Below are 14,131 nucleotides of genomic sequence, written 5' to 3' on the forward strand. Positions count from 1 at the left end.
CTTTAGAGGGCGATATTCATAACTTCGTCCAGCGCCGTGGTGAGCTTATTGCGCACCTGCACCATGGCAGAAAAGGCCACGCTGGCTTTCTGACTTTCCAGCATTGCGCCGGTTAAATCGTCACTTTGTCCCATATCGATCGCCGTTTGCTTGGCACTGGCCACATGCTGCATCTGATCGACATGGTTGATGGCATTATTCATCGCTTTACCAAATGACACTGACTGTGTCGCAGAGGAAAACAGCGCACTGTTCGCCGGTGTAATCGTCATACCTGACGCTATCGCCGCAGTTTGCTGCATCCGCTGCATCATTTGCATTTGCGATGCCGGAATACCTAAACCTTCAATCTTATCCATCTCATATTTCCTTAACGGGCCACTTAAGCCTATTTTTAGGTAAAGCGCGGCGTAATTCGCGGGAACTCACCACGGAGCATTAGCTTCGAGAGAGGATTCCCCCTAGGAATAACATTCCACATCAATGCCTTCGTCGCGCATTGATGCCAATCGATAGCGCAGCGCACGCGGAGTAATACCTAAAAATTCTGCGGTTTTAGATTTATTGCCTTTATGGCGTTTAAGCAGATCGACGATGTACTGAAACTCCGCCATACGCCCATGCAGTTTTACGTTGCGCATAGCAGGCACTGCGGCTTCGCTGGCAGATACAGGCGCATTTTCGTCATAGGCAGGTAATGCCGGCATTGCTGGTGCTGAGGGTATAGACGTGGCAGTGAGACCAAAATCACTCGCTTTAATGACACCGTTATTACTGAGAATAAGCCCTCGCTGAATCACATTTTCTAATTCACGCACGTTACCAGGCCATTTGTATTGTAGTAGCGCCTGACGAGCCTCTTCGGTCAGTTGAGTTTTACCTGCGTGGAATGCTCGATATTTTTGAATGAAGCGTAACGCTAAAGGAATAATATCTTGGGTACGTTCACGCAAGGGCGAAATATGAATCGGCACAACGGACAAACGATAAAAGAGGTCTTGTCTAAAACGGCCCTCAGCAATCTCTACATGTAAATCTTTATTCGTTGAAGCAATTAAGCGAATATCTAGAGGAATTTTTTTATGACTTCCTAAACGCTCTACTTCCTGCTCCTGCAAAACTCGCAGTAATTTAGCCTGTAAAGGCAGTGGCATATCACCAATTTCATCAAGCAATAAGGTACCACCGTTAGCCTGCTCAAATTTACCAGGAACACTGGTTACCGCCCCCGTAAATGCACCTTTCTCATACCCAAATAAAATGGCTTCTAGCATGCTTTCTGGAATGGCTGCACAGTTAACACCAATATAAGGAGAGTTATCGCCTAACGCGTGATGGTGAATATATTTCGCCACACACTCCTTCCCCGTACCTGTCTCACCTGTAATGAGAACAGAAACATTAAAGTTGGCCACACGACGGGCTAATGAAAACACGCTAACACTGGATGGCGCATTAGCAATAAATCCGTTCTCATTGTGAGATTGGTGATCGACAATAATATTCATGGTGCGTTACAGCCTCTATAAATCGAGTGGCCTACATATATATTCGTAGGTATTTTGTTACTGTACTAATGTTTCCTGCGATCTTATTGATAACAGATCTCATCCTCTTTCCCAGAAATGACAATCTTAAATATAACCCGCACAAGAATACTTAATGACATCATAAAAACTCATGCTAATTAACAATTAAAAAACATGTTTACAATATGTCGATTATGCCGAAAAAAAGTAAACATAGTGACTAATTTACTTACGTTACGATCTAATAATTGCGAGTATATAGACACATTAAGCATTGTCTTGTTTTTAATGAGTATTAAAAAATAAATTCTTTTAATTCATAGTGATACAAAGTTATTAATCGATATTAATCTAAATAAAATAATAGATTAATAAGGCAAACAGTCTTGTATGAAAAGAGGAATGAAGGTTTAATCCTATTCCCGTGAAAAAGGAATTTGTTATGAAGATTGTCGAGAACAAGTTGAAGCCAAGTTGGTTCCTATAAATAAACAGTACGACTCACTGAAATCATAACTTAAGTGACAAATGAATTTTTTTACAAACTTTTGGCAAACACCATTTAAGGTTAGTTAGCGTAAGACACCGAGAGCCAAAATAGCGTAACACTTGGAATAGACATGCAACCTTCAGCAAACAGAATCAGAATATATAACAGAAATCAGCATCCTGACTTGGTTAAGCTTGAAGTGAATAAACTGGGTCGTCCTTATCATAAGCTGCCCAAGATTATGAATGACTGCTTTGACATCTTAGATGCCAAACTGAGCATTTACTTTTTGAAAAAGTATCGTGTAAATGTATCTTTAAAAGAAATGACATTTCAAATGGATTGCACTTACAAAAACGCTCAGTTGTTTTCAACTCAACATGGCAATATCGCATTTGATATCGACCGAATTCTGTTGCTAGATATTCTTCATGACTACTATGGTTTGTGCAAAGAGAATACCCAACTTTCTCCTGATGTAGGGCAACCCACGACCAAAACTGAAGAGCGATTAAAAACCAAGCTGGCTCAAGAACTCACTAACTTAATTATGAACCAAGAAATATTTGGTGAGCCATTAGAGATTAAGAGCGACTACTCAACGGTTGTGAGTCAATGGTCTTACTGCGCCACCTTCTGGTTAGAAGGTTATGACAATGGCGGGTTCTCTATTCTATTGGATAACCAGCATGTGGACCGCATGTTGGCAACCTTACGTGGGCCAGCAGAAGAAACCCTACAACGAGAAAATATAACGCCCGCACAAATCGAACGTATGTTTTATAGTCTGCCATTAAGACTTAACGGTCGCTTGGCAAGTTTAAATATTACTGTTTCTCAATTATTAAATATTGAAGCTGGCGATATCATTCCTATTTCGCTTAATGAGCAACTTCCTATCTTTATCGGTAAAGAACAAATGTTTACCGCCGTGGTAGCTGAAGACCGCGGCAAATTGTTCTTGTCTGAATTCAACGATAAAACCACCGAGATGAACTATGAGTGATCAACAAACCGATCTGGCGCAGGAACTTAACTTCGACGATTTTACTCTGTCTGAAGCGCCAAAGTCAGAAAGCGCAGAAAACCAGACTCGAGAAAACAACATTCGTTACGATTTACAGCAGAACTCCGCCAGCGAGAGTCCGTTGGATAAAATGCGCAAAATGTCGCTCTTTAGCCGCATTCCGGTCACATTGACGTTGGAAGTCGCTTCGGTAGAGATCTCTTTGGCTGAGCTGATGACCGTCAATAATGACTCGGTCATTGAACTCGATAAATTAGCCGGTGAACCTCTAGATATCAAAGTTAACGGCATACTGTTCGGTAAAGCAGAAGTCGTAGTGCTGAATGACAAATATGGCCTGCGCATTATCGAATTCAACAGCAAAGATTTAGGCGAACTTGCGCGATGAGCCGCATGATCCGCTCCGGTGGTTTGACACTACTGCTTACCCTCGGATTACTATTCTCTCCGCTACTGCTGGCTGCCAACGGGGATGTGACTCTATTTAGCACCGCAGATAACGGTGGTGGACAGGATTACAACGTTAAAATTGAAATTCTGATCTTGATGACCCTGCTTGGCCTATTGCCAATCATGGTTCTCATGATGACCTGTTTCACCCGCTTTATTATCGTGCTGGCGATCTTGCGTCAGGCGTTAGGGTTGCAACAAAGCCCCCCTAACAAAATCCTGACCGGGATTGCGCTGGCACTAACCTTGTTGGTGATGCGCCCCGTTTGGACCACGGTTTATAACGACGCCGTAGTGCCATACCAAAGCGATCAGATCACGATGAAAGAAGCATTGGTGAAAGCCGAAGCTCCGCTGAAAAAATACATGCTGGCGCAAACCAGTCAGAAAGCCATGGCGCAGATGATGGGCATTGCACAGGTGAGCGGTAAAGCAGAAGAGCAAGATCTCACCATTGTGACGCCAGCTTATATTCTCAGTGAGCTGAAAACCGCATTCCAAATTGGCTTTATGATTTATATTCCCTTTCTGGTCATTGACCTGATTGTCGCCAGTATCTTGATGGCAATGGGTATGATGATGCTGTCACCGTTGATTGTCTCTCTACCGTTCAAGCTAATGCTCTTCGTGCTGTGCGACGGTTGGACACTTATCGTTGGCACCCTGACCTCAAGCGTGCAGGGATTATAGCGATGATGACGATGGACATCGCTGGTGACATCATGGCCAGCGGCATTCGATTAGTGCTGCTAATTTCCGTGGTCGCCATTATCCCCAGCCTTCTGGTTGGCCTATGCGTCAGTATTTTTCAGGCAACGACGCAAATTAATGAACAAACACTCAGCTTTTTGCCTCGTTTAGTGATGACGCTACTGGTGCTCATTTTTGGTGGGAAATGGATGCTCACCCAGCTTTCAGATTTTACTATCAACATCTTCCATCAAGCTGCCGCGCTGGTTGGATAAATCGCCATGGGCATTGATATTCAGTCATTAATTACGCCTCTGATGGCACTTTGGTTGCCCTTGGTTCGTATTTTATCTTTTCTGCATTTCTGCCCAATATTCGACCAGAAATCTTTTTCACGCCGTATCAAGATTGGTACCGCGCTAGTGCTTTCCATTCTGATCACGCCAATGTTGCCTAACAATGTAGTGCTAACCGAACTGATGTCGATGCGCAGCGTGATCCTTATGGGCGAACAAATTCTATGGGGATTTCTGTTCGGCGCTACGCTACAGCTGGTATTTGTTGCGCTACAAACTGCTGGGCATATTCTGTCGATGAATATGGGACTGGGGATGGCAATGATGAACGACCCTAGTAGCGGTTCATCTACCACGGTGATTTCCCAGATCATCTTTATCTTCTGCGCCTTGCTGTTTTTCACTATGGATGGGCATCTGCTGTTTATGACCATTCTGTATAAAGGCTTTATCTATTGGCCAATTGGTCAAGCAATCAATGATTTCTCTCTGCGTACGCTGGCGCTGAGCCTCGGTTGGATTATGTCTTCCGCCACGCTTATCGCGTTGCCGACCACCTTTGTCATGCTGATTGTGCAGGGGGGGTTTGGCTTGCTAAATCGCGTATCGCCAACGCTTAATCTATTTTCGCTCGGTTTTCCTATCAGTATGCTGTTTGGCCTGCTGTGTATGACGCTGATTATCACTAATGTACCCGACCACTATCTCAATCTAACCAATGAGATCTTAGCTCGGCTCGACAATATGAGAGTGAACTGATGTCAGCCAGTTCTGGTGAAAAAAGCGAAAAACCCACCTCAGGCAAGCTGCGTAAAGCCCGTGGTAAAGGGGATATTCCACGCTCCAAAGATATGACGATGGCGACTGGCCTGCTTGCGTCGTTTATCACCATGACGATGTTTTTTCCTTACTATCGCCATCTGATCGGCGAATCCTTTATGTCGGTCAGCGTGATGGGCGGCAAACTGAATGACGATAGCGTCATTGAGCAGTTTTTACTGCGTAATGTTTTCATATTGCTGAAATTCATTGCCACGCTGATCCCAATTCCCGTTGCCTGTATCGTGGCAAGTATGGTGCCCGGCGGCTGGGTTTTCACGCCCAGTAAGCTCATACCCGATTTTAAAAAGATTAACCCGATCAGCGGCGTAAAACGCATGTTCTCTGCCAGCCATTACGTTGACGTAGGCAAAATGCTGGCGAAATGTATCGTGCTACTAATCACGCTATACATGATGGTCCATGACTCGCTGACGCCACTGCTGCAGTTACAAACCCTGTATCTGCGTCAGGCCATTATCGCTGGATTTGAAATTTTGCATCACGTGATTAGCTATTTCGTTGCCATCATCGTGATCTTTGCTTTTATCGACGTGCCGCTCAGCAAATTCATGTTCACAAAAAAAATGCGCATGACGAAACAGGAAGTCAAAGAAGAGTACAAGAACAACGATGGTAATCCGCAGGTCAAAGGCCGAATCCGTCAGCTACAGCGCCAAATGGCAATGGGGCAGATCAACCAGACCGTTCCTACCGCAGATGTGATTTTAACTAACCCAACACATTACGCGGTGGCGTTGAAATATGACCCAGATAAAGCGCAAGCGCCATTTATCGTGGCAAAAGGCATAGACGATATCGCGCTGTATATCCGTGAGGTGGCAATGACCAACAATATTGAAGTGGTGGAGTTCCCTCCGCTGGCACGCGCGGTATATCACACAACCCGAGTTAATCAGCAAATACCGGCCCAACTATTTCGCGCTATCGCTCACGTATTGACCTATGTGATGCAAATTAAATCCTGGCGCTCAGGACAAACTGAATTTAAACCCCGTTTGAATACGCAAATTGAGATCCCGAAAGAGGTGCTAAAGACGCATGGCAAACAGTAAGTTAAAGCTGGCTTTTACAACATTAAGACAGGGGAATGTTGGCGTCCCGATCCTGCTACTGTGCGTACTGGCAATGGTTATTCTACCTCTGTCTCCGCTGGTGCTGGATATTCTGTTTACCTTCAACATCGTGTTGGCGGTCATCGTATTGTTGGTTGCGGTTAACAGTAAGCGACCGCTCGATTTCGCCGTTTTCCCGACAATTTTGCTGATCACCACGCTGATGCGCCTGACGTTGAACGTAGCCTCAACTCGCGTCGTATTACTCCACGGGCACGAAGGCGTTGGCGCCGCTGGTAAGGTTATTGAAGCCTTTGGACAGGTGGTGATCGGCGGTAACTTCGTTGTTGGCTTTGTGGTTTTTGTCATTTTGATGATCATCAACTTCGTCGTGGTGACAAAAGGCGCGGAACGTATATCCGAGGTCTCTGCCCGATTTACGCTGGATGCCCTACCAGGTAAACAGATGGCTATCGACGCTGACCTTAACGCGGGATTGATCAATCAGGAACAGGCAAGAGCGCGACGTAAAGACGTCGCCAACGAAGCCGACTTTTATGGTGCGATGGATGGTGCCTCGAAGTTTGTCCGCGGTGATGCCGTTGCTGGGATAATGATCCTGATAATCAACGTGATCGGCGGTATCTGTATTGGTATTTTTAAGTATGATTTAGATGCTAGCCAAGCATTCCAGCAATATGTCCTGCTGACCATCGGTGACGGCTTGGTTGGTCAGATCCCTTCTCTGCTGCTGGCAACCGCTGCCGCTATTATCGTGACTCGTGTCAGCGATGGTGAAGACGTTAGCGACGAAATCAAAACCCAGCTGCTAGCCAAACCGGCCGTGCTTTACACCGCCGCGTTCGTCATGTTTATTTTAGCCGTAGTGCCGGGAATGCCGCATATCGCCTTCCTGAGCTTTACTGGCCTCTTGCTATTTGCCGCTTGGAAGCAGGGTAAAAAAGTCCAGAAGGCCGAACCAGTAACCGATATGGAAGCAATCAGCAACGCCATATCCAAAGACAGCACACCGGTTGTAAGCTGGGATAGCATTCCGCTCATTGAGCCTATCGGCTTAAATCTGGGATACAAACTGGTCACTCTAGTTGACTCCGCGAAAGGCAGTCCGCTTTCCCAACGTATTCGAGGCGTGCGTCAGGTCATTTCTGAAACCTGCGGCGTACTGTTGCCCGAGATCCGGATCCGTGAAAATTTCCGCTTAAAACCAGCGCAATATGCGATTCACATCAATGGAATAAAAGTCGCCACTGGTGAGGTTCATTCCGATAAGCTGATGGCGATTCCGGGCGCTGAGTTGTATGGCGAAATCGACGGCGTATTAGACACCGATCCTGCCTACGGCATGGCGATCATCTGGATCATGCCGGAGCAAAAAGCCAAGGCGCTGAATCTGGGTTATCAGGTGGTTGACTGTGCCAGCGTGGTGGCGACACACGTCAACAAAGTAGCGCGCCACTATCTACCCGAACTGTTCAACTATGACGATATAACGCATTTGCATGCCCGTCTTGGTTTGCAAGCGCCAAAACTGGCAGAAGATCTCGCTGGTGCGCTTAACTTCAGCCAACTGCTGCGAATTTATCGTCAGTTGCTGACTGAACAGGTTTCCCTAAAAGATATCGTTACCATCGCGTCAACGCTGCTTGAAAGCGCTGCGGTAACCAAAGACCCGATACTCTTAACGGCCGATGTGCGTTACGCTCTGCGCCGCGCCATTATTAACAGTGTAAACGGCGATAAAAGCTCGCTGTCGGTATATACCATTGATAATGAATTGGAAAATCTTCTGCTTAGCGCGCTGAACCAATCGCAGCAGGCAGGAAAAGTAGCATTAGATAGCTTCCCTGTAGATCCAAATATTTTGTCTCAACTACAAAATACCATGCCAATGATCCACGAGCAGATGAAGGCGCAAGGCTATGCCCCGATTCTGTTGGTTGCACCGCAATTGCGTCCAATCCTCTCGCGTTACGCACGCCTATTTGCCTCAGGATTACAGGTGCTGTCATATAACGAGGTACCAGATGACAGCGATCTAAGCATTGTAGGCACGTTAGCCTAATACTCTAAGCTTAAGTGAAAAGATTTCGCCCGCGGACTGACATATCGTCGATGGGTGGGCGAAACTATTCACGAGCACATGGTAACCCGTGTGTACCACTGGCCGCCGCTGCGCGCGCACATGAATTAATTTCACCTCCCACTGAACATTCATCATGCGAGAAATTCATTTAACTGTTGACTCAGTGACCAACTTACGGCAATTTCATGTTTAGACGTCTAAACGTATAGACGCTTAATGAAAACGATAATAAAAAGTGCGGCTACGCGCGAACAGGTCAACAAGAGGAAGACGGGGTATGAGTTTCTTTCACGCAAATCAGCGCGAGGCGTTGAACCAAAGTCTGGCAGAACTGCACGGACAAATTAATGTGTCATTTGAGTTCTTCCCGCCGCGCACTAGCGAAATGGAAGATACTCTCTGGCAGTCCATCGATCGTTTAAGCAGCCTGAAACCCAAGTTTGTCTCTGTAACCTACGGCGCAAATTCTGGTGAACGTGACCGTACCCATAGCATTATTAAAGGCATCAAAGAGCGCACCGGGCTTGAAGCTGCGCCGCATCTTACCTGCGTAGACGCCACGCGTGACGAGCTGCGCACCATTGCTCAGGACTACTGGAATAACGGTATTCGTCATATCGTTGCCCTGCGTGGCGATTTGCCAGCCGGTGGCGGCAAACCGGATATGTATGCCTGCGATCTGGTTTCTTTACTGAAAGAGGTCGGGGATTTTGACATCTCGGTAGCAGCCTACCCAGAAGTGCATCCAGAAGCGAAAAGCCCGCAGGCCGATCTAATCAACCTGAAACGCAAAATAGATGCCGGTGCCAATCGCGCAATTACCCAATTTTTCTTCGACGTTGAAAGCTATCTACGTTTTCGCGACCGTTGCGTGGCAACGGGCATTGACGTTGAAATCGTGCCAGGAATTTTGCCAGTATCCAACTTCAAGCAGCTACAGCGTTTTGCCACCATGACGAACGTGCGCGTTCCTCACTGGATGACCAGCATGTTTGAAGGTCTAGATGACGACGCAGAAACCCGCAAAATGGTCGGGGCTAATATCGCGATGGATATGGTGAAAATCCTCAGCCGTGAAGGCGTGAAAGACTTCCACTTTTATACGCTAAACCGCGCTGAGATGAGCTACGCCATTTGCCATACACTGGGTGTGCGTCCTGAAGTGCATGCTCCTATCATCGCTTAAACGGCATTCGTTACCTGTCTTCTCCCCCGTCACAGGGGGTTAAAACTCGGTTCTACTCGACAAAAAAAACCACGCTACAAAGCGTGGTTTTTATTTTGGCACCAGAGGAAATTAATATTCCCAAGTATCTGGGTCGATACCCATCTCACGCATCAGCAATTTCGCTGCTTCAGGAATTTCATCGCTACGTTCTTTACGCAGGTCCGCATCGTTAGGCAGTGGCTGACCAGTGAATGCATGCAAAAAAGCTTCACACAGCAATTCACTGTTGGTTGCATGACGTAAGTTGTTAACCTGACGGCGAGTACGCTCGTCGGTTAAAATTTTCAGCACTTTCAGCGGAATAGATACAGTGATCTTTTTCACCTGCTCGCTTTTTTTGCCGTGCTCAGCATAAGGGCTGATGTATTCGCCATTCCATTCAGCAGCCATGGGGATACCTTCGTTAGACTTAGTTATTTTGAGAAACGGCTAATTATGTCCGATTCTCACGATTTATGCTCACAAAGTGTCTGATTTATCAGTTTATGTCACTATTCTGTGACCTCAGCGCACTTCAAACTGACATAATTTTAGCGGTTATTTCCTCAAGGCTCAATCTATACGCAAAGAAGTTTAGATGTCTAGAAGTATTGACGTCTATATTCGAAGCGATTAATCTTTATTCCACTTTCACCCTACACATCACCCAGCGCGGAGAGAACAACGTGACTTATAAGCAGGCAACACTTGCAGTGCGCAGCGGTTTGAACGATGACGAACAGTATGGTTGCGTGGTTCCACCGATCCATTTATCCAGCACCTACAACTTTACCGATTTCAATGAGCCACGCGCACATGACTATTCTCGCCGTGGAAATCCTACGCGTGATGTAGTTCAGCGTGCTTTGGCTGAGCTTGAGGGGGGCGCTGGCGCAGTCATGACGAGCTCCGGCATGTCTGCTATTCATCTGGTGTGTACCGTATTCCTCAAACCGGGCGATCTTCTGGTTGCGCCGCACGACTGCTACGGCGGCAGCTATCGTCTGTTTGATAGCCTCGCCAAGCGCGGTGCGTATAACGTGCTGTTTGTCGATCAGGGTGATGCACAGGCGCTCGCCGCAGCGTTAGAACAAAAACCTAAGCTGGTGCTGATTGAAACACCCAGTAATCCACTGCTGCGCGTGGTTGATATCGCCGCAATCTGCTCGGCGGCAAAAGCAGCGGGCGCATTAACCGTGGTGGATAACACCTTCTTGAGCCCTGCGCTACAGCAACCTCTGAAACTAGGCGCGGATTTGGTGTTGCACTCCTGCACAAAATATTTGAACGGCCATTCTGATGTGGTGGCGGGAACCGTGATCGCCAAATCACCAGAACACGTCACCGAGCTGGCGTGGTGGGCGAATAATATTGGGGTCACCGGTGGTGCATTCGACAGTTATTTACTGCTGCGCGGCTTGCGTACCCTAAACCCACGAATTCAGCTACAGCAGCAAAATGCGCTGAAAATCGTTGATTTCCTCAAGCAGCAGCCGCTGGTTAAAAAACTTTATCACCCATCATTACCAGAAAACCAAGGCCATGAAATTGCCTGCCGCCAGCAGTCTGGTTTTGGAGCCATGTTAAGTTTTGAACTGGATGGCGATGAAGCCCTGCTCCGGCGATTCCTAAATGCACTGCAACTGTTTACACTGGCAGAATCTTTAGGCGGCGTGGAAAGTCTGATTTCCCACGCAGGCACTATGACTCACGCAGGTATGGCTCCAGAAGCCCGTAAAGCCGCAGGTATTTCAGAAAGCCTGCTACGTGTTTCTGTGGGCATCGAAGATAGCGATGATTTAATTTCCGATCTGGAACAGGCGTTCCAGAAAGCTAACAGCCAACGCTAACGTGCTGTTTTTCAAGAGATGACGCTGCATATTAGGCTGGCTTTAAGAGGTAAAGAATGAGCGCACAACCGGTAGCTGGGCAGGCGGTAGGACGCCAACTGCATAAGTTTGGCGGCAGTAGTTTAGCCGATGTGAAATGTTATCTGCGCGTCGCGGGGATCATGGCGGAGTACAGCTTCCCTGGCGATATGATGGTCGTTTCCGCCGCAGGTAGCACGACCAACCAGCTCATTAGCTGGTTGAGGCTGAGCCAAACTGACCGGATCTCTGCTCATCAGGTACAGCAGGCGCTGCGCCGCTATCAGTCGGAATTGATCACGGGCTTGCTGCCTGCCGAACTGGCCGAGCCTCTGGTTGCGCGTTTTACTTCAGATCTGGAGCGTTTGGCCACATTGCTCGATGAACCTATGTGCGATGCAACCTACGCTGAAGTGGTCGGACACGGTGAGATCTGGTCGGCACGTCTGATGTCTGCGCTACTGAACGTCAAAGGCATGGAGTCAGAATGGCTTGATGCACGCGATTTCCTCCGTGCCGAGCGCTCCGCTCAGCCGCAGGTGGACGAAGGCCGCTCTTATCCTCTGTTACAGCAGCTGTTGGCGCAGCATCCCAATAAGCGTTTGGTTGCCACCGGTTTTATCAGCCGCAACGATGCAGGAGAAACCGTACTGTTGGGGCGTAACGGTTCCGACTACTCTGCAACCCAAATCGGCTCACTGGCCGGCGTTTCCCGTGTCACGATCTGGAGTGACGTAGCCGGTGTGTACAGCGCCGACCCACGTAAGGTTAAAGATGCTTGTCTGCTGCCGCTGCTGCGCTTAGATGAAGCCAGTGAACTGGCACGTTTAGCCGCGCCGGTGCTGCATGCGCGTACTTTACAGCCAGTTTCCGCTAGCGATATCGATCTGCAGCTGCGTTGTAGCTACCAGCCAGAGCAGGGCTCGACGCGCATAGAGCGCGTTTTAGCTTCAGGCACTGGTGCCAAAATTGTCACCAGCCATGATGAAGTTTGCCTGATTGAACTCAACGTTCCGCAAAGCCATGATTTTGAAAACGTACGTCAAGAAGTTGATCGTGTGCTGAAGCGTTCACAGCTGCGACCGTTAGCCACTGGCGTACATCGCGACCGTCATATGATTCAGCTGTGTTATACCGCAGAGGTGGTTGGCAGCGCACTGAAACTGCTAGAAGAGTCTGGCGTGCCGGGGCTATTGCAGCTGCGCGAAGGTTTGGCTCTGGTTGCGTTAGTCGGCGCAGGCGTATGCAAGAATCCACTGCACAGCCACCGTTTCTATCAGCAGCTAAAAGATCAACCAATCGAATTCTTCTGCCAGTCGGAAGACAGTATCAGCTTGGTAGCCGTATTACGACGTGGCCCAACCGAAGCGTTGATTCAAGGGCTGCATACCAGCCTGTTCCGTGCTGAAAAGCGCGTCGGGCTGGTGTTAATGGGCAAAGGCAATATCGGCTCCCGCTGGTTAGAGCTGTTTGCCCGTGAGCAGGAAAATATTTCGGCTCGTAGCGGATTTGAATTTGTACTGGCAGGCGTGGTCGATAGCAGCCGAAGTTTGCTCAATTATGAAGGATTAGATGCCAGCCGTGCATTGGCATTCTTCGATGATGAAGCGCAGGAAATGGATGAAGAAAGTCTGTTCCTGTGGATGCGTGCCCATCCTTACGACGATTTAGTGGTGTTAGATGTTACGGCCAGTGAATCGCTGGCGCAGCAGTATCGTGATTTTGCCAGCTATGGCTTCCACGTTATCAGCGCCAATAAATTAGCGGGTGCATCAGGCAGTGATGAATATCGCCAGATCCGAGATGCGTTTGAAAAAACGGGTCGTCACTGGCTGTATAACGCAACCGTCGGCGCGGGATTACCGGTAAACTATACGGTGCGCGATCTACGCGACAGCGGTGACTCCATTTTGTCCATCAGCGGAATTTTCTCCGGTACCCTGTCTTGGCTCTTCCTCCAGTTTGATGGCACTGTGCCATTTACCGATTTAGTAGACCAAGCATGGCAGCAAGGACTCACCGAACCCGATCCACGCGTCGATCTCTCTGGCCAAGACGTTATGCGCAAGCTAGTGATTCTGGCGCGTGAAGCGGGCTACGATATCGAGCCTAATCAGGTTCGCGTGGAATCACTGGTACCCGCCGGTTGTGAAAGCGGTTCTATCGATCACTTCTTCGAGAACGGCGAGGACTTGAACGAGCAGATGATCCAGCGCTTAGAAGCGGCTAACGAGCTAGGTTTAGTATTGCGCTATGTGGCACGCTTTGATGCTAACGGTAAAGCACGCGTTGGCGTAGAAGCAGTACGTCCAGAGCATCCACTGGCAGCGCTGTTACCGTGTGATAACGTGTTTGCCATTGAAAGCCGCTGGTATCGCGATAACCCACTGGTTATTCGCGGCCCAGGAGCGGGGCGAGATGTGACTGCGGGAGCCATTCAGTCGGATTTGAACCGGCTGGCAGCGTTATTGTAAGAGTGGGTGCAGCGGGTTTGTTTATGTCATTGCGGTGAAGGATTCTGTATGCCTGTCTCTTATGAGACTGCGGTGAAATGTTTCGTTCGCCGGTCAGCAAA

The 14,131-nt window shown here is 48.1% G+C and carries 13 protein-coding genes; 10 read left to right on the top strand and 3 right to left on the bottom strand.

Annotation, left to right across the window (positions count from 1 at the left end; translation table 11 throughout):
- Window positions 1-2 precede the first annotated feature (2 nt).
- Together HMPREF3091_RS09380 and HMPREF3091_RS09385 are read right to left on the bottom strand one after the other, a co-directional pair.
- Window positions 3-359: a flagellar hook-basal body complex protein FliE gene (locus HMPREF3091_RS09380; RefSeq protein ID WP_070715464.1), complete on the bottom strand. Its 357-nt coding sequence runs from the start codon at window positions 357-359 to the stop codon at window positions 3-5.
- Between the two features lie 102 nt (window positions 360-461).
- A complete protein-coding gene (locus tag HMPREF3091_RS09385; protein ID WP_070715466.1) occupies window positions 462-1,508 on the bottom strand; it encodes a sigma-54 interaction domain-containing protein in 1,047 nt (348 codons plus the stop codon).
- A 641-nt stretch (window positions 1,509-2,149) separates the two neighbouring features.
- Here HMPREF3091_RS09385 and HMPREF3091_RS09390 point away from each other — a divergent pair.
- The 8 genes from HMPREF3091_RS09390 to metF all read left to right on the top strand — a co-directional run bounded on the left by HMPREF3091_RS09390 (window position 2,150) and on the right by metF (window position 9,667).
- Entirely contained in the window at window positions 2,150-3,025 is an 876-nt protein-coding gene (locus HMPREF3091_RS09390) for a FliM/FliN family flagellar motor switch protein (protein WP_070715469.1), read from the top strand.
- Complete coding sequence (fliN, locus tag HMPREF3091_RS09395; RefSeq protein ID WP_070715471.1) at window positions 3,018-3,434, top strand: flagellar motor switch protein FliN; 417 nt, start codon at window positions 3,018-3,020, stop codon at window positions 3,432-3,434. Before HMPREF3091_RS09390 ends, fliN begins: the two co-directional genes overlap by 8 nt.
- On the top strand, window positions 3,431-4,186 hold the full coding sequence (gene fliP, locus HMPREF3091_RS09400; protein WP_070715473.1) for a flagellar type III secretion system pore protein FliP: 756 nt from the start codon (window positions 3,431-3,433) through the stop codon (window positions 4,184-4,186). The genes fliN and fliP overlap by 4 nt, the downstream gene beginning before the upstream one ends.
- A gap of 2 nt (window positions 4,187-4,188) precedes the next feature.
- Window positions 4,189-4,461 carry a flagellar biosynthesis protein FliQ gene (gene fliQ, locus HMPREF3091_RS09405; protein ID WP_004096914.1) on the top strand — a complete coding sequence of 91 codons (273 nt, stop codon included), beginning with the start codon at window positions 4,189-4,191 and terminating at the stop codon, window positions 4,459-4,461.
- Window positions 4,462-4,467: 6 nt separating this feature from the next.
- Complete coding sequence (fliR, locus tag HMPREF3091_RS09410; RefSeq protein WP_004096915.1) at window positions 4,468-5,241, top strand: flagellar biosynthetic protein FliR; 774 nt, start codon at window positions 4,468-4,470, stop codon at window positions 5,239-5,241.
- Entirely contained in the window at window positions 5,241-6,377 is a 1,137-nt protein-coding gene (flhB, locus tag HMPREF3091_RS09415) for a flagellar biosynthesis protein FlhB (RefSeq protein ID WP_004096917.1), read from the top strand. The genes fliR and flhB overlap by 1 nt, the downstream gene beginning before the upstream one ends.
- Window positions 6,364-8,460: a flagellar biosynthesis protein FlhA gene (locus HMPREF3091_RS09420; protein WP_070715475.1), complete on the top strand. Its 2,097-nt coding sequence runs from the start codon at window positions 6,364-6,366 to the stop codon at window positions 8,458-8,460. Before flhB ends, HMPREF3091_RS09420 begins: the two co-directional genes overlap by 14 nt.
- A gap of 298 nt (window positions 8,461-8,758) precedes the next feature.
- Window positions 8,759-9,667 (top strand): methylenetetrahydrofolate reductase, encoded by a 909-nt coding sequence (metF, locus tag HMPREF3091_RS09425; protein ID WP_004096925.1) that lies wholly within the window; start codon window positions 8,759-8,761, stop codon window positions 9,665-9,667.
- A 111-nt stretch (window positions 9,668-9,778) separates the two neighbouring features.
- Here metF and metJ read toward each other — a convergent pair whose 3' ends face one another.
- Window positions 9,779-10,099, bottom strand: a complete 321-nt coding sequence (metJ, locus tag HMPREF3091_RS09430) for a met regulon transcriptional regulator MetJ (RefSeq protein WP_004096927.1) — start codon at window positions 10,097-10,099, stop codon at window positions 9,779-9,781.
- A gap of 275 nt (window positions 10,100-10,374) precedes the next feature.
- Between metJ and metB the strand changes: the two genes are divergently transcribed.
- Both metB and HMPREF3091_RS09440 read left to right on the top strand, forming a co-directional pair.
- A complete protein-coding gene (metB, locus tag HMPREF3091_RS09435) occupies window positions 10,375-11,538 on the top strand; it encodes a cystathionine gamma-synthase (protein ID WP_039186068.1) in 1,164 nt (387 codons plus the stop codon).
- A 56-nt stretch (window positions 11,539-11,594) separates the two neighbouring features.
- On the top strand, window positions 11,595-14,030 hold the full coding sequence (locus tag HMPREF3091_RS09440) for a bifunctional aspartate kinase/homoserine dehydrogenase II (protein WP_070715477.1): 2,436 nt from the start codon (window positions 11,595-11,597) through the stop codon (window positions 14,028-14,030).
- Window positions 14,031-14,131 lie beyond the last annotated feature (101 nt).

It is taken from the genome of Hafnia sp. HMSC23F03 (genome assembly GCF_001816025.1).
In the GTDB taxonomy this organism is placed as follows: Bacteria; Pseudomonadota; Gammaproteobacteria; order Enterobacterales; family Enterobacteriaceae; genus Hafnia; species Hafnia paralvei.

Bases quoted from the DNA above. Each gene is read 5' to 3' on its own strand.
- fliP (WP_070715473.1), top strand. From the start codon at position 3,431: ATGAGCCGCATGATCCGCTCCGGTGGTTTGACACTACTGCTTACCCTC.
- HMPREF3091_RS09440 (WP_070715477.1), top strand. From the start codon at position 11,595: ATGAGCGCACAACCGGTAGCTGGGCAGGCGGTAGGACGCCAACTGCAT.
- HMPREF3091_RS09390 (WP_070715469.1), top strand. From the start codon at position 2,150: ATGCAACCTTCAGCAAACAGAATCAGAATATATAACAGAAATCAGCAT.
- metJ (WP_004096927.1), bottom strand. From the start codon at position 10,099: ATGGCTGCTGAATGGAATGGCGAATACATCAGCCCTTATGCTGAGCAC.
- HMPREF3091_RS09385 (WP_070715466.1), bottom strand. From the start codon at position 1,508: ATGAATATTATTGTCGATCACCAATCTCACAATGAGAACGGATTTATT.
- HMPREF3091_RS09380 (WP_070715464.1), bottom strand. From the start codon at position 359: ATGGATAAGATTGAAGGTTTAGGTATTCCGGCATCGCAAATGCAAATG.
- flhB (WP_004096917.1), top strand. From the start codon at position 5,241: ATGTCAGCCAGTTCTGGTGAAAAAAGCGAAAAACCCACCTCAGGCAAG.
- metF (WP_004096925.1), top strand. From the start codon at position 8,759: ATGAGTTTCTTTCACGCAAATCAGCGCGAGGCGTTGAACCAAAGTCTG.
- fliQ (WP_004096914.1), top strand. From the start codon at position 4,189: ATGATGACGATGGACATCGCTGGTGACATCATGGCCAGCGGCATTCGA.
- fliR (WP_004096915.1), top strand. From the start codon at position 4,468: ATGGGCATTGATATTCAGTCATTAATTACGCCTCTGATGGCACTTTGG.
- fliN (WP_070715471.1), top strand. From the start codon at position 3,018: ATGAGTGATCAACAAACCGATCTGGCGCAGGAACTTAACTTCGACGAT.
- HMPREF3091_RS09420 (WP_070715475.1), top strand. From the start codon at position 6,364: ATGGCAAACAGTAAGTTAAAGCTGGCTTTTACAACATTAAGACAGGGG.